General features: G+C 63.7%; 12 protein-coding genes. 3 read left to right on the top strand and 9 right to left on the bottom strand.

What is annotated here, in order from left to right:
• The first annotated feature begins 28 nt into the window (after positions 1-28).
• Entirely contained in the window at positions 29-1,069 is a 1,041-nt protein-coding gene (locus ACVOKO_RS00650; RefSeq protein WP_346496278.1) for a methionine synthase, read from the top strand.
• 286 nt (positions 1,070-1,355) lie between these two features.
• On the opposite strand, the gene ACVOKO_RS00645 is transcribed toward ACVOKO_RS00650, so the two are convergent.
• The 3 genes from ACVOKO_RS00645 to ACVOKO_RS00635 all read right to left on the bottom strand — a co-directional run bounded on the left by ACVOKO_RS00645 (position 1,356) and on the right by ACVOKO_RS00635 (position 4,345).
• Positions 1,356-1,547, bottom strand: a complete 192-nt coding sequence (locus ACVOKO_RS00645; RefSeq protein ID WP_346496276.1) for a hypothetical protein — start codon at positions 1,545-1,547, stop codon at positions 1,356-1,358.
• A 90-nt stretch (positions 1,548-1,637) separates the two neighbouring features.
• The gene (gene ligD, locus ACVOKO_RS00640; protein ID WP_346496274.1) at positions 1,638-4,166 is read right to left on the bottom strand and encodes a DNA ligase D; all 2,529 of its coding nucleotides are present in this window, start codon (positions 4,164-4,166) and stop codon (positions 1,638-1,640) included.
• Positions 4,163-4,345, bottom strand: coding sequence for a hypothetical protein (locus ACVOKO_RS00635; protein ID WP_346496272.1), 183 nt, complete (start codon positions 4,343-4,345; stop codon positions 4,163-4,165). Before ACVOKO_RS00635 ends, ligD begins: the two co-directional genes overlap by 4 nt.
• Before the next feature lie 583 nt (positions 4,346-4,928).
• On the opposite strand from ACVOKO_RS00635, the gene ACVOKO_RS00630 reads away from it, so the two are divergent.
• Both ACVOKO_RS00630 and ACVOKO_RS00625 read left to right on the top strand, forming a co-directional pair.
• On the top strand, positions 4,929-7,574 hold the full coding sequence (locus ACVOKO_RS00630) for a bifunctional diguanylate cyclase/phosphodiesterase (RefSeq protein WP_346496270.1): 2,646 nt from the start codon (positions 4,929-4,931) through the stop codon (positions 7,572-7,574).
• 118 nt (positions 7,575-7,692) lie between these two features.
• Positions 7,693-8,322 carry a DNA-3-methyladenine glycosylase gene (locus tag ACVOKO_RS00625; protein WP_346496268.1) on the top strand — a complete coding sequence of 210 codons (630 nt, stop codon included), beginning with the start codon at positions 7,693-7,695 and terminating at the stop codon, positions 8,320-8,322.
• A 449-nt stretch (positions 8,323-8,771) separates the two neighbouring features.
• On the opposite strand, the gene ACVOKO_RS00620 is transcribed toward ACVOKO_RS00625, so the two are convergent.
• The 6 genes from ACVOKO_RS00620 to ACVOKO_RS00595 form a co-directional block, all read right to left on the bottom strand.
• Complete coding sequence (locus ACVOKO_RS00620) at positions 8,772-9,053, bottom strand: DUF3247 family protein (protein ID WP_346496267.1); 282 nt, start codon at positions 9,051-9,053, stop codon at positions 8,772-8,774.
• 188 nt (positions 9,054-9,241) lie between these two features.
• Positions 9,242-9,490 carry a hypothetical protein gene (locus ACVOKO_RS00615; protein WP_346496266.1) on the bottom strand — a complete coding sequence of 83 codons (249 nt, stop codon included), beginning with the start codon at positions 9,488-9,490 and terminating at the stop codon, positions 9,242-9,244.
• A gap of 220 nt (positions 9,491-9,710) precedes the next feature.
• The gene (pdeM, locus tag ACVOKO_RS00610) at positions 9,711-10,349 is read right to left on the bottom strand and encodes a ligase-associated DNA damage response endonuclease PdeM (RefSeq protein ID WP_346496264.1); all 639 of its coding nucleotides are present in this window, start codon (positions 10,347-10,349) and stop codon (positions 9,711-9,713) included.
• Positions 10,342-12,834 carry a ligase-associated DNA damage response DEXH box helicase gene (locus tag ACVOKO_RS00605; RefSeq protein WP_430980682.1) on the bottom strand — a complete coding sequence of 831 codons (2,493 nt, stop codon included), beginning with the start codon at positions 12,832-12,834 and terminating at the stop codon, positions 10,342-10,344. The genes pdeM and ACVOKO_RS00605 overlap by 8 nt, the downstream gene beginning before the upstream one ends.
• On the bottom strand, positions 12,831-14,435 hold the full coding sequence (locus ACVOKO_RS00600; protein ID WP_346496262.1) for an ATP-dependent DNA ligase: 1,605 nt from the start codon (positions 14,433-14,435) through the stop codon (positions 12,831-12,833). The genes ACVOKO_RS00605 and ACVOKO_RS00600 overlap by 4 nt, the downstream gene beginning before the upstream one ends.
• Positions 14,435-15,448 carry a ligase-associated DNA damage response exonuclease gene (locus ACVOKO_RS00595; protein WP_481558679.1) on the bottom strand — a complete coding sequence of 338 codons (1,014 nt, stop codon included), beginning with the start codon at positions 15,446-15,448 and terminating at the stop codon, positions 14,435-14,437. The genes ACVOKO_RS00600 and ACVOKO_RS00595 overlap by 1 nt, the downstream gene beginning before the upstream one ends.
• Positions 15,449-15,561 lie beyond the last annotated feature (113 nt).

The raw sequence follows: 15,561 nt of genomic DNA, 5'->3' as shown, positions 1-15,561 counted from the left end.
CACCACCCGGAACAAGAACCCACCCATCATGAAAAAACTGTTGCCCACCTCAACCGCCGGCAGCTTGCCCAAGCCGTCCTGGCTCGCCCAACCCGAGAAACTCTGGTCACCCTGGAAGCTGCAGGACGAGGAGTTGATTGAAGGCAAGCAGGACGCGCTGCGGCTTTCGTTGCACGAACAGCTGCAGGCAGGCATCGACATCGTCAGCGATGGCGAGCAGACCCGCCAGCATTTCGTCACAACCTTCATCGAGCATCTTGATGGCGTTGATTTCGAAAAACGCGAGACGGTGCGTATCCGCAACCGCTATGACGCCAGCGTGCCAACCGTCGTCGGCGCAGTCAGCCGACAGAAGCCGGTATTCGTCGAGGACGCCAGGTTCCTGCGGCAGCAGACCACACAGCCGATCAAATGGGCCCTGCCCGGCCCAATGACGATGATCGACACGCTGCATGACGCGCACTACAAGAGCCGGGAAAACCTGGCCTGGGAGTTCGCCAAAATCCTCAACCAGGAGGCCAGGGAACTGGAGGCCGTCGGCGTGGACATCATCCAGTTCGACGAGCCTGCCTTCAATGTCTTCTTCGATGAAGTGAATGATTGGGGTGTTGCCGCCCTGGAACGCGCGATTGAAGGGCTCAAGTGCGAAACCGCAGTGCATATCTGCTACGGCTATGGCATCAAGGCCAATACCGATTGGAAGAAGACGCTGGGTTCGGAATGGCGCCAGTACGAAGAGTCATTCCCGAAATTGCAGCAGTCCAATATCGATATCATCTCGCTGGAATGCCAGAACTCACATGTGCCCATAGATCTGATCGAACTGGTGCGTGGCAAGAAGGTGATGGTAGGCGCGATTGATGTGGCAAGTGACATCATCGAAACCCCGGAGCAAGTGGCCGACACGCTGCGCAAGGCGCTGCGGTTTGTCGATGCGGACAAGCTCTACCCTTCCACCAACTGCGGCATGGCACCGCTGGCGCGTTCGGTTGCCAGAGGCAAGCTGCAGGCTCTCAACGCTGGAGCGGAGATAGTCCGGCGCGAGCTGATGTCTGGTACCAGCGCATAACCTGTTTCCGCTTTGGAAGTGGTGAACTGAAAGTGCGCGGTTTCAGCCAGCACCGAACCAATGAAGCTGACCGGCTTCCGTCAATGAAGCAGGTCGGCCTCATTCTTTGGACATTTCATCAGGACATCTACCCGCGCCGCGCAGGCGCCGGAGTGCCTCATTCGCGGGATCATAGGCTGTGCTTGACTGGCCTACACGCGGCCAGCCAACCCGGGCTGCTCTCCAGCTCAAGCGGCGCATTTATCAGGCCCACCTGCGGCTCGCACATCGAAACCCGCGGAATCGCTTACCGGAGGCCGTCCGGATTGCACGCCGAAGGTCCCTTGTCGATCTGATCGGATTGCCGCAGCTTCTCTTCCTGCTTTTGCTGGTCGCGCTGTTCCTTCAGGTCCTGCTCGCGAGCCGCATCCGTGCCGGGCGTTCCGTCGGCGCGGGATTTTTCCTTGCTCGGGGTGGCGGTGGGTTTATGGTTGGTCATCGTGGGATCCTCGATTGAAAGCGGTTGATTCTGCTGCTTACGGTTAACGGAAGGGCTTGGCTGCAGCCGAGTGCATCAACGGCTGACGGTCTACGCATCCTTGGCCCAACGTGAAAGATTCTGCTTGAGCGCGTCCATGCCCGCCCAGGGATCCTTCCTGCGCCGCTTGAGTTTTGCAGGGACGTCCTTGATGGTGAATGCATCGGCCCTGTGCAGCTTTGCAAGCTCGCTCCACGCCAGCGGCAATGCCACCGGCGCACCGGGGCGCCCGCGCATCGAGTAGGACGCAACGGCGGTGGCGCCGCGCCCGTTGCGCAGGTAATCGACAAAGATGCGGCGGTTGCGGCGGCTTTTTGTCGCCGTGGCGAGGAAGCGATCTGGTTCGGACTGCGCCAGCGCATCGGCGAAGCCACGGGCGAAGCGTTTGGTCAGATCCCAGTCGCAGCCGGGCGACAGCGGCACCACAACATGCAGGCCCTTGCCGCCGGACACGCGCAGGAAAGACTCGAGCTCCAGCTTTGCCAACAGCTTGCGGATATCCGTCGCTGCACGTTTGACTTCCGCGAACGGTACATCGGGCCCGGGGTCCAGATCGAACACCACCCGGTCAGCGATATCGGGCGTGTCAGCCTTCGCCCCCCATGGATGGAACTCCAGAGCGTTGAACTGCACAAGTTCCATCAACGCTGCGAGATCGTCGACCACCAGGTAATCAGCTTGCGCGCCTGACTCCTCCTTGAGCTTTACGGTGGATACCCGCTCCAGGCCAGCGGTCATGTGCTTCTGGAAGAAACAAGGGCGCTCGATGCCCGCCGGACAGCGGATCACCGATAGAGGACGGCCAACAATTTCCGGCAACAGATGATCGGCGACGGCCAGGTAGTAGTTCCATACGTCCTGTTTGCTGATGCGGTCGGCGGGAAACAGCAGCTTACTTGGGCTGGAAAGCACCGGCAGTGCTTCGCTCGTTTTTTTTGATGCAGGCTTGCCGCGCTTTGCTGCAGCAGCTTTCTTTTTAGGCGTTGCAGCGCTGTCGCTGTCGCGAAGATCGTCCACGTTCTTGTCCAGCCTCAAGGATTTGAGTGAAGGTTGCCGCAGCAGGGTCTGGCCGCCTTTGCCGCGGTAGAACACCTCGACCACGAAACGGGGAGCAAACCATTTCGCCGTGCGCAGGTCGGTCTCGGTGGTGCCAACATGGGCGGTAGGCGTATTGCTGCCGCCGCGGAGCCTGCGCGTCAGTTGCCGCAGCATTGCCTCATCGAAACCGGTGCCAACCCTGCCGGCATAGCGCCAGCCATGCTGCGCGTCGGGGGTTGCCAACAGCAGCGAGCCGAAGCCGGTGCGCGCGCCCTTGGGAGCGGTATAGCCCACAACCGCGAATTCGTCCGACGCCAGTTGCTTGGTCTTGCGCCAGTCATCGCTGCGGCCTGCATGGTACGGACGGTCCAGCCGCTTGGAGATCACACCTTCAAAGTGCTGTTCTGCCGCAACCCGGAATGCCGCCTCACCATCGGCTTGCACGTGCGAGCTGAAGGCAAGTTGTGGCGGGGCGCCGTTCAGCAGCTTCTGCAACAGCGTCTTGCGCTCATGCAGCGGTGCGTTGGCGACGTCGATTCCATCCAGGTGCAGCACATCAAACAGCACCAGTGAAAGCCGCCCCTGCCGCTCGCCGGAGAGCGTGGCTTGCAGCAGGTTGAAGTCCTCCTTGGTACCGTTGCCCGCAATGAGTTCACCATCGAGCGCAGCCGATTTCAGCTGCAGTGTTTCCACGGCCTCAGCGATGTCGGGGAGTTTGGCTGTCCATTCCAGCGCATTGCGCGACCATAGGCGTACGCTGCCGTCGGCAACCGTGACCAGGATGCGATAACCGTCCCATTTGATTTCGTGCAGCCACTGCTCGCCCTCGGGCGGGGCCTGGCCCAGTTTTGCCAACTGCGGTTGAAATGCCCCCGTCGGCACCCTGCCCTTGCGAGCCCCGCTCAACGCCAGCGCCTGTTCGGCCCAGTCCTTGCGGCGACCCGGCTTCGAAGGCACGGTCGCCAATCGCTTCTTGCCGCTCTTGCCACTGCCCGCGCGTCGCTTGTCGCTTTCTGGTGCAGAAGCCACATCCGCCAGCAGATCATCGGCCTCCAGGGAACCGGCGAAGGCATCCCGGTCCTTGAACAACAGCCATTGTGGCTGCCGCGCAGGCTTGCCCGATCGCACCAGATGCCAACCCCCTTTCAATTTCTTGCCGAACAACTCGAAACGCAGATGTCCTTTGGCGAGTTGAGCCCGCGGGTCGCCCTCGGTTGCCCAGACGCCGTGATCGAACTGTGCAACGTGCCCGCCGCCGTACTGACCTTTGGGAATGTCGCCTTCAAAGTCCGCGTAATCCACCGGGTGATCTTCCACCTCCACCGCCATGCGCTTTACCGCAGGGTCATAACTTGGCCCCTTCGGCACCGCCCAGCTCTTCAGCGTGTCGCCGACCTGCAGGCGGAAGTCATAGTGCCGGCGGCTGGCGTGATGCAGCTGCACGACGAAGATCGCACGCTGTCCCTGGGCGACCGGCTTGCCGGGTTCGGGTTCACGCGTTTTCTCGAAGCTGCGTTTGCGGCGGTAGTCGACCAGGCTCATGCCAGTGTCCTGTCCATGCAGGCGGCGCTGCAACGCGGCAGCGCGAATCCCAAGGCCCGCGCGGCGGCTTGTTGCTGGGGCGCAACGTCGTCTGGTGCGTTGGTCCGGCGCTGGCAGGATTGCTCGCGGTTGATGCGGACACGCTCGGGTACGCCCGGTTTGTTCTTGTCCTCACTCATGGGGTGCTCCTGACGGCATCGGATCCAGGCCGGCGCATGGCTGCTTCAACGGCCAATCTACGCATTGAATGTCATCGCAAGGTCTAGGACTGGCTATGGCGGCGTGAAATCCGTGTCTCGCCCGGCCCGTTTGGGAGAGTCACGCAGCGGTGGCCAAGGCTGTAAAGCGGCCTGCGGTTCGGCCAGAAGACGGTAAGTGCCCAAGGGGCGGAGCATTGCCCACCGGTGACAGGTTGTCCGGCCGATCTTGTGCGCACCGCCCACTGCTCTGCGCTGTTGCCCAATACAAGCGCTGCCGCGCCTGTGGGCTGTGGGCTGTGGGCCAACGGAAATTCCGCTACCGTATTCCCGCCATCCAACCATTTCGTCCGCGTCACGGCTGGCAAGCCATGATCAACTCTCCATCAAGAACAGCCACGGCATGCCGATACCTCTACTCGGCTTGCAAGGGGCGGGGAGCTCCATCACGGTAGTTGCTGCGTCGTTCGACCAGGTTCTCTGGCCTGCCCTTGCAAGGCAGGCTGCATGTTCCCCCGGCATCACATCCCACCGCCCATCCATTGCGCAGGAACCGAACGGGCAAGTGAATTTCATCCAGCCAGATTTCGAAGAAACCGCGCCGGGGCGCCCTGCCCGCCGTAGTGGCCTGTCGCCGCTTGCGTGGGCCGTGGCTGGCCTGTTGCTTGGCCTGGCCTGCACGGCGGTCATCGCCCATCGCGAATGGTCGGACCTGCGGCATGAGGCGGCGCAAGCGCGCAGAACGCTGGCCGACACCGGCATTGCGCAACTACAGGTACCGCTGGAACGCGCGGCCTCCATCCTGCGTGCGATGCAGACGCTGTTCCTGGCCAACGACAAAATGGACCAGGCAGGCTTCAGCCAGTACTACTCGCGTTTGTACGATGGCAGCGGGGCCTATACCTCCATGGCCTTTGCACGACGCACAGCGGTGGACCGACCGCAGACAGGCAATGCTGCCTATCGCTATGAGCTGGTAGCGCCCTACCAGAGCAACACCAGCCTGCTGGGCTTCGACATGGTCACTCAACCGGCCAATCTTGCGGCGCTGGTACGCGCACGGGACACGGACACCGTCACCGTTTCAGCGCCATTCGCCCTGCGCCAGAGCACGGCGGCAGGGCAAAGCCCGCTGGGCGTCACGCTGCGCCTGCCGGTGTACTCCAACGGTGCAACCCCTGGCTCAGCCAGCGACCGGCGGGCACGCGAGATCGGGGCATTGGCCATCGGCATCCGCCTGCAGCCACTGATCGAAAGCGCGTTGGAACCGCCAGTGCTGGAGGGCTTCCGGGTGCGTATCCGCGATACCGATGCACTGGCCACCCCGTTCTATGACTCCGGCACCGAGGCCGCCGTCAGTCTGCCCGCGCAGCAGCGCCAGCTGGACTTCGGCGGCAGGCGCTGGCTGCTTGAGATGCAGCCCCGCCCACAGCCCATGGACCTCAGCCGGCTGTACACCATCGTCATCGCCGGGACCATCATCAGCCTGCTGCTGTCGGCACTGCTGTGGTCATTGGCGATGACCCGTCGCAAGGCGCTGGCCCTGGGGGCGCAGATGAGCGCCCGCTACCGCGAGAGCGAGCTGCGTTTCCGCGCCCTGAACGAACTCCTGCCAGCGCTGGTGCTGCTGGCCGACGCGCGCGACTGGAAGATCGTCTACGCCAACCAGGCTGCGCGGCTCCGTCTGGGCGACCCCACCGGCGTGCAGCTGTCTGCACTGTTCCTTGACCAGCACTTGCAGGCGCGCACCCGCGATGCGGCGGACATCCGCAGTGGCTGGAACCAGCTTGAGGCCGAGCTGCGCGGTGCTGATGGCGCCAGCTTCTGGGCGAACGCATCCATTGCCGAGGTCGACGTGGATGGCGCGCCGCACCTGTTGATGGTGGCAACCGACAACTCCGAACAGCGCGAGCTGACCGACCGCCTGAGCTACCAGGCCGCGCACGATGCGCTGACCGGGCTGTACAACCGCCGCGAGTTCGAGCGCCGTGTACAGGAGGTGCTGAGGGATTGGTCCAGTTGGGCAGCCAGCGGTTTCTGGGCGTTGCTGTACATCGACCTCGACCAGTTCAAGCTGATCAACGATGTCTCCGGGCATATGGCCGGTGACCAGCTCCTGGAGCAGCTCGCACTGACCATGCACCAGCAGCTGCGCAGCGGTGATGTGCTGGCACGTCTGGGCGGCGACGAGTTTGGCCTGCTTACGTTCCATGGCAACGCGGATGGGGCCTTGGAACTGGCCGAGCGTCTGCGCCGGGGCATCGAATCGCTGATGTTTTCCTGGCAGGGACGCAGCTACAAAGTGAGTTGCAGCATCGGCATGGTAGCGATTGACCAGCAGGTGCCCACCCTCAAGGACCTGTTGGCCTGGGCCGACACCGCCTGTTACATGGCCAAGGAGAACGGGCGCAACCGCGTGCATGTCTATCGTCTGGACGACGAAACCAGCCGTCGCCAGGGCGAGATGGAGTGGGTCAACCGGTTGCGCTGGGCCATGGAACAGGATCGCCTGCTGCTTGACTACCAGGAGATCGTTTCGCTTACGGGCGAAGATACCGCCACCAATATCGAACTGCTGCTGCGTCTGCGCGATGAAGACGGCAGCATCGTACTGCCGGGTGCTTTCCTGCCTGCAGCCGAGCGCTATGGGCTGATGCCGGCCATCGACCGTTGGGTGATCCACAAAGCGTTGTCGAACTTCACCCGTCTGCACCCCACTGCGCAGACGCTCGGTACCTGTGCGATCAACCTGTCAGGCGCCAGCATCGAAGACGATGGCCTGGCCGACTTCATCCTTGCCTGCATGAAGGAGCACGGCGTACCGCCGCAGATGCTGTGTTTTGAGATCACCGAAACCGTCGCGGTCCGCAACCTGCTCAAGGTGGTGAGCATAGTCGAACGCCTGCGCTCTGCCGGCTGCAGCATCGCTCTGGATGATTTCGGTGCCGGCATGTCGTCTTTCGGCTATCTCAAGAATCTACCGCTGGACCTGATCAAGATCGACCGCAGTTTCATCGTTGACCTCGATACCGACCCGATCAGCCACACCATCATCAGCGCCATTGCCAAGATCGGTCATCAGCGCGGTCTAAAGGTAGTTGCCGAAGGTGTCAGCACCGACCATCTATGCGAAGCCGCGCGTTCGTTGGGCGTGGACTACGCGCAGGGCTTCGGCCTGCATCGCCCGGAGCGGGTGCAGTTCCAACGCTGACGGCTTGGATCTGCATCGTGTGCACCGCCGCGCAGGCAGCAACACACCCCATGTCCTCTCTGCGTCACGCACCCTGTCGTAAGCTTGGCAGACAGCCGGCGGCAGAAGGTGCGTCAACGTGGAGTTCGTGAACAAGGACCTGCAGGTATTGCCGCGTGATTTCTACCGCCGCCACCCTGCCCTGGTCGCGCCGGAGCTGCTCAACAAGCTTCTGCTGCGCGGCGACGGCCGTTGTGCCCGGATTGTGGAAGTTGAGGCCTATGCCGGCAGCGAAGATCCGGCCGCCCACTCGTTTCGCGGAAAGACCGCGCGCAACGCAAGCATGTTCGGCCCACCTGGGCACCTGTATGTCTATTTCACCTACGGCATGCATTGGGGCAGCAACGCCGTCTGCGGTGAGGTTGGCGAAGGTGTCGGCGTGCTGCTTCGGGCCGCCGAGCCGCTGCAGAATCTGCAGCTGATGTATGCGGCACGCAGCGCCGCAAAGCGGCCAATCGATCTGGCCAGCGGCCCCGGCAAGTTGTCGCAGGCTTTCGGTTTGAATCGGGATTTCGATGGCGCGGACCTGGTGCTGGGCGACCGGGGCATCGTCATTGCATGCGATGGCACTTCGCCACCCGACAGCCCGCTGGTTGGCCCCAGGGTCGGAATAAGCAAGGCGGTCGATACACCGTGGCGTTGGAGCGTCGCAGGCAATCCCTGTGTATCGAAGGCTCCGGTGTCGGCGAGACGTCAGCGCGTGCCTTGATTGGCTTTCACTGCGCTGCTTCTTGGAGCGCAACGCGGGGAGTGTGAAGGTTCATCGGCAACCTGCATGCCAACGGGGACGGGCGCTTAACGCCGAGCCCAGCAAGATGACCCTAGACCCGAACGGAGCCCACGCCATGATCGCCGCCCGGAACCTGCCACGAACGACCGCCCTGTTGTGCTTTGCGCTTGGCGCGGCGTTGGCAACCCTCATCCAGGCCCTCTGATCGGGCTGGCGCTGGAATACTCTCCAGCAAGGTCGGATTCGGCCGCACATGCACTGCACACGCTACGGCAGCACGGCTTCCGGCAGCGGTCGCAGCGTTGGCGCAGGCAAGCATCTGCGACGATTACAGCAATTGTTCTTACGAATGCCGATACACCCGTTTACCTTCAAGGTAAGCAGCGCCTCTCCCAACACGCCTCAAGCGGCTGATTCACCGAGCTGCGTCAATTGCTACCCAAACGGGTGAAGTCGGCAATTTCATCCAGCCACAGCAACTGCACGCCCTCACCTGGCACATCGAGAGGAACCTGGCCGTTGGTGCCTTCCTGCTCGTCAGGGCCACGGAACTGCTGCACGGCAGGCCGCTCGGCCACGGTGCCCTTCAACACCCGCCCATCCTTCATGCGCAGCTCGACGATAAGCTCGGCATCCAGTGCCAGTTGCAGAGCCTTGAGATGTTCTATCTCCGCCTGGGCGGTATGAACGCGCGGTGCTGTCCTGGCCATCGGGGCATCCTCTGTTCGACTATCGGGCAACCTTACCGGTGCACCTGCTAACCCGGAATAAAAACGCGGGCAGAACCCTGGCCGAATCCTTCACGCTTGGCTGACACATCTCCAAGCCTTGTGGGCGGCAGCTGCAGCTGCATTCTCCTGGCCAGGAAAAGCGGGCCCCCGTGCGGGGCCCGCCCCAATCAACCGACGATCAACGACCAAGGCAATTCAGATCCGTGGAACCTGTATCTGAAGCCCTCGCAATCGATCTGCTGTGCAAGGTTTCCCTCTTCATCCATCAAGGTATTTACCTCGACCATGCGGTCAGTCCCGGTACCTGCCAGGCGTCTTCCCGGTATTTCCAACACGGTTCTGAAGCTTTTTTGCTCTGTCGAAACGACCTTCACTGGACGTCTCTCTCGCCCGGGCCCTTCCAGATAGAGTTTCATGCTTTTCACAGCCTAGTCTCCTGATATTGCCCCCCGCCTTCCGGCTGAACGTATATAGGATCGACGATGTGAAGATCAGGCAAAAACCGATAGGAAAACGCTTATTTTGTGATGACGGCCGAAGTTCCGGCGACGGCGTCCTGCCCAATTCAGCCGAGCGATCACGGCTTGAAGCCGTGAGTGGCATTGGAGCAGGCCGCGTCGCCGAGGATGTGCACCGTCACGCAAGCCGCAGCAGATCCCGCCCGTTGCAAAGCACACTGCCGCGCGCCTGGCGGTAGTCCACCCGCAGACCACCGGTGAACGCGGAGAACGCCGGCAGCACCATGCGCCGCTCGCCGCTCCAGAACAGCGGGTGCGCCGGCAGCCCAGGCAACTTCAATACCGGGTGCAGATGCCCGCAAAGCACATGCGTTGAGCTGCCCTCGGCATCCTCCGGCGCGTGGCGAAATTCAAAAGGACCCTCAAGCGTGCCGTCTGCGATCAACTGCGCCCCGGCCGCGTCGGCATCCAGCGCCCGATCGTGGTTGCCGGGAACCACCCCCACGGCAACCTGCCCATGCGCCTGGCGGAACGCCTGCCACGCGGCATCGCTGGCGGTTGAGCGCGCACCGTGCAGGAAGTCACCCAGAATCCACAGGGAAGCGGCCCCGGTCATGTCCAGCAACGCAGCCAGACGCGCCAGGTCGCTGCGCGTGCCACCACTGGGCACCGCGATTCCTGCACGACGCATCACCGCGCCCTTGCCCAGATGCAGATCGGCGATGATCAGCCTGCGCCGGGCTGGCCAATAGAGCGCCCGGTCCGCCAGCAGCGTAATCGGCTCACCGGCAAGCAGCATCTGCAGGCTTTCAGCCATGGCGTTGCTCCAGCTGTTGTGCCGCCCGTTGCACCCGCTGTTTCCAGTCCTCGCTGCTCAAGCTGCCCCGCCTGGACTCGGCCCAGAGGGGAAACGACAGCGGCGTCAGCGTACGCGGCCGTGTGAGCAGCAACTGGCGGCCGGCGCAATCGTGCAGAACACGCTGCAGAGTGGCCACGTCCAAGCGTTGCTCCAGCACCTCGCGTTCGGCCTGATGCAGCAGCATATGCCCGGGATCGTATTGGCGCAGCACGTCATAGAACAGGCTGCTTGATGCCTGCAGTTGGCGGAGGCTGCGCAATGCGCGGCCGGGCAGCGACGGCGGCAGCAACCCGGCCACCCGCGCGATCTCGCGGAACTGTCGCCGTGCCAGTTCGCTCATGTTGACCGCCGCCTGCAGGTCCTGCAGCAGCGCATCCGGGGACAACATGGCGGCAAGGCTCTGCTCGTCCAGTTGCAAGGCCGATGTTGCCGTTACCGCCAACCCGTAGTCGTTCACCGAGAAAGCGAAACTGGTGGCGACGTGCCGGCTCCAGCGCAGCGAAAGCACCGCTGCCAGGCCTTCGTGCACGGCGCGGCCGGCAAACGGATACAGGAACAGATGCCAGCCGTCCCGTGTCTTGACCCACTCCGCCAGCAATTGATCCTGGCCCGGCACGGCGGACAGCTTGGACTGCAATGCCAGCAGCGGGCGCAGCGCTCGAAGTTCGGGAGTAGCCGGAGGATTGGCAAGTACCTCGGCCACATGCGCGGCCAGATCCGTCGACATCGGCATCCGCCCGCCCTGCCATCGCGGCACCACGCCGCTGCCCTGTTTGGCTGGCCGCACGTAGGCCGTCATGTCCTGCAAGCGCAGCAGGCGCAGGCTGCGTCCGGCGAACTGGAATACATCGCCCGGCCGCAGACGCGACACAAAGCTTTCCTCGACGCTGCCCAGCGCCCCACCCCGCGCCATGCGTACCAGCACCGCACCGTCGCTGGTGATGGTGCCGATCGACAGCCGATGACGAAACGCCACGCGACGGTCGCTGACTGCAAGGATGCCGGCCGCATCGCGGGTGACGCGGCAGAATTCAGGGTAATGCTGCAAGGCATTGCCGCCCTGGGTGATGAACTGCAGCACCTGCGTCCAGTCATGCAATGAGAGCTCGGCAAACGCATGCGTGAGGCGCACCTCCGCCAGCAGCTGATCCGGTTCGAAACCGCCGGCCAGAGCCAGGGTCACGCAATGCTGGGCAAGCACATCCAGTGACAAGCGCAGTGGCCGCCGGGATTCCACCTGGCCTGCGCGCAGCGCCTGCCGCGCTGCCGCGAACTCGGCCAGTTCCAACGCATGCGTAGGTACGCAGATGATGTGCCCGGCCTCGCCCGGGCGGTGCCGGGACCGCCCCGCACGTTGCAGCAAGCGCGCCATGCCCTTCGGGCTACCCAGCTGGATGACCTGATCCACACTTGGAAAATCAACACCAAGGTCCAGGCTGGAGGTGGCCACCACGCAGCGGATGCGTTCTTCCCGCAGGCCTTGTTCCACCTGCCGTCGCAGGGTTGGATCCAGCGAGCCGTGATGCAAAGCCAGCGCCTCCGCGTCGTCCAGCCATACCGCTTGCAGCGCTTCGTACCACAGCTCGGCCTGGGCGCGGGTATTGGTGAACAGCAGGGTCGTGCGCGCCTGCGCGATCTGTTCGACCACCGCCTGCATCTGTGACAGACCAAGGTGGCCGGCCCAAGGGAAACGCTCGCCGTCGCGGGGCAGCAGGGTCTTCATGTGCAGACTGCGTGGTGCGGCCGCTCGGATCAGCGCGGCATCGTCCAGATGCGGGAGCAATACCTGCCGCGCCTGCTCCAGGTTTCCCAGCGTCGCCGACAACCCCCAGATACGCGCGGCAGGTTGCCATCCGCGCAGCCGCGCCAGGCACAACTGCAGCAGGACGCCGCGCTTGTTGTCCAGCAATGCATGCCATTCGTCGACGACGATGGCCTGCAGCCACGCCAATTGTGCCTGCGTGTCGGGGTAGCTCAACAGCAGCGCCAGTGACTCGGGAGTGATCACCAACAAGTCCGCCTTGCCTTGACGGGCCAGGCGTTTGTCGCGGGCGCTGGCGTCGCCGGTACGCATCGCTACCGTCCATGGCAGGCCCAGTCCTTCGATGGGCTCGCGCAGGGCGCGCACGGTGTCGCTGGCAAGCGCGCGCAAGGGCGTGATCCACAACACCCGCACGTGCGCGGTCGCCGAACTGCGGCGTTTGCTGGGCCTGCTCTCCTTGTCCCCAGCCGGCAGCTCCGCCAATGCCTGCAGCAGCGGCCCACCGATCATCGCCAGGGTCTTGCCACTGCCAGTGGGCGTCACCAGCAGCCCGGACTGTCCATCGCGGTAACGCCGCCAGACTTCCCGCTGGAACGGGGCAGGCTTCCATCCACGCGCCGCAAACCACTGCGTCAGTGGTTGTTCAAAACGCGTATGCCCGACAATACGGCCGGCACTCACTGCGCCACCTTGCGCAGGGTTTCCAGCACATCGGCTTCACTGGCGCTTTTGTCGCGGCGCCAGCGCAGGATGCGCGGAAAGCGCACCGCCACCCCTGACTTGTGCCGCGCCGAGAGGTTGACCGCCTCGAAACCCAACTCGAACACCTGCAGCGGTTCCACTGCCCGCACCGGGCCGAAGCGCTCGGTGGTGTGGGCGCGGATCCAGCGATCGAGCTCGGCGATTTCTTTGTCGTCCAACCCGGAATAGGCCTTGGCGACAGGCACCAGCTTGTCGCCGTCCCAGACGCCAAACGTGTAGTCGGTATACAAGGTGCTGCGCCGGCCGTGACCACTCTGCGCGTAGAGCATTACCGCATCGATGGTGAGCGGATCGACTTTCCATTTCCACCAGTCGCCACGCTTGCGACCGTGCCGATACGGGGAGTGCTGCCGTTTGAGCATGAAGCCTTCGACGCCGCGCTCACGCGCCTCACTGCGCAGCTGTGCGGCAGTCGCCCAATCCTGCACCTGGATCTGCGTTGACAGCCGCAGCAGTGGCGAGTCGTGGGCGTCCAGCAGCGTGGTCAGGCGCTGGCGGCGCTGATGCAGGTCCAGTTCGCGCAGATCCTGGCCATCCAGCTCCAGCAGGTCGTAGGCCAGCACCCGCACCGGCGTCTGCGCCAACACCTTCGGCCCGGGCTTGCGCCGCTGTATGCGCGTCTGCAAGGCGGTGAACGGCAGCGGTTTGTCCTCGTCGCCACGCCAGGCCAGCAGTTCGCCGTCAATGACGGCATCATGGCCGAGCCGGGCCAGCTCGGCCTCGATTTCGGGGAAGCGCCCGTCCATGCGTTCCTCACCGCGCGACCACAGCGCGATCTCATCGCCACGGCGGATCAGCTGCACACGGATGCCGTCCCACTTCCATTCCAGCAGCCAGTCGTCGATCACGCCCAACGCGGCAGGCTCGCCTTCCAACGCTGATGCCAGGAAGAAGGGATACGGCAAGGCGGTATCCCCCGGCTGCGGCCCCTGTGCCAGCAGTGTCTGCATGAAGCCGGGCGTGGGCGATTTGAAGCCGAGCATGCGCTGCGCAAGCAGCGACAGGTCCAGCCCTGACAACTCAGCCAAGGCCTGCTGCACCAGGCCCTGCGATACGCCTACGCGCAGCGCCCCGGTCAACAATTTGTTGAACACAAAACGCTCGTGCATCGGCAGTTGCCGCCAGGCATCGATGATCACCGCGCGACGCTGCTCGGGCGCGGCATTGGCCACGGGCAACAAACGCTGCTGGATCCATTGCCCAAGCCCCATGTCCGCTGCTGCAGCCGACGGGTCATCCAACAGCAGGGCCAGTGTTTCGGCCAGGTCACCTACCTGGTCGTAGCTGGCCTCCACAAGCCAGTCCGGCAATCCGCTCTCCTGTGCGACCCATTGGCGCAGCTCGCCGCTGCTTGCGATGCGTGCCTTGGCACCGCCCACCTTTCCGCCGATGAGCAGCCATAGCGCCCAGGCCGCGTCTTCGGCAGGAGCGTGGCGGAAGTAGTCGACCAAGGCAGCCCGCTTTTCAAGCAGGGAAGTGCTGCGGTCCAGCCGCTGGTACAGGGCAGCGAACGCACGCATCAGTCCTCCTCGCCCCGCAGCAGGGCAAAAGTGGTGGCGTTCAGCCCATCCTCGTTGAGCGTGCGTACCAGTGCATCGGTGTTGCCATGGGTGGCAATCACGCGTTGCGCGCCGGATTGCCGGACGGTCTGCAGCAGCGCAGGCCAGTCGGCATGATCGGACAGCACAAAGCCGCGATCGTAATTGCCACGGCGGCGGTTGCCGCGCAGTTGCATCCAGCCCGAGGCGAAGCCCTGCTGGGCGCGCCGGAAGCGCCGCAGCCAACTACTGCCAGCAGCCGACGGTGGCGCGATGATCAGGCGCCCGGCAAAGTCCGCGCCCCGCGCTTCATCGGCGACGCGTTGCGTTTCAATCATGGGGATACCGGCTCCGCGGTAGACCTGCACTCCGTTGTCCACCGCGCCGTGCAGCCATACCGGCGCGGTTTCACCCAAGGCCAATAGTTCGGCAAGCACCCGCTGCGCCTTGCCCAGTGCGTAGCAATACAGAATCGCGGCTTCTCCCTGCGCGCCACACTCATCCCGCCAGGCGGCAATCTCGGCCACCACCGACGGGGTGTCGGGCCAGCGATAGACCGGCAGGCCGAAGGTGCATTCGGTGATGAACGTGTCGCAGCGCACCGGTTCAAATGGCACACAGGTAGGATCCGGCTGGCGTTTGTAGTCACCCGACGCCACCCACACCTGCCCGTCCACCTCGATCCGTACCTGTGCCGAGCCCAGCACATGCCCGGCCGGATGCAATGACACCGTGGCAGCGCCCAGCCTGAAAGGCTCACCATAGGCGTGGCAGACGCAAGGCTGCGTGCCCAGCCGCCATTCCAGGATTGGCATGGTGGTTTCGCTCAGGTGATAACAGCCCATGCCCGCGCGCATGTGATCGCCATGACCATGCGTGATTACCGCGCACGCCACCGGCCTGGAAGGATCGATGTAGAAGTCGCCTGCCGGGCAATACATGCCTTCCGGCCTCAGTACGATGAGATCGCCGTTGGTCACGCGCGTTCCTACGATTGAGCTGGGCCCACTGTGCCACACAGGTCGTAAGGCCTCATGACGCCCGGTTTCCAGCCAATCACATGGGCACCACATTGCTTTCGCGATCCTCTACAACTAGGCCTGACAAG

The sequence above is a fragment of the Stenotrophomonas sp. STEN240 genome, assembly GCF_056756175.1.
This window is presented reverse-complemented; position numbering and strand designations above follow the sequence as displayed.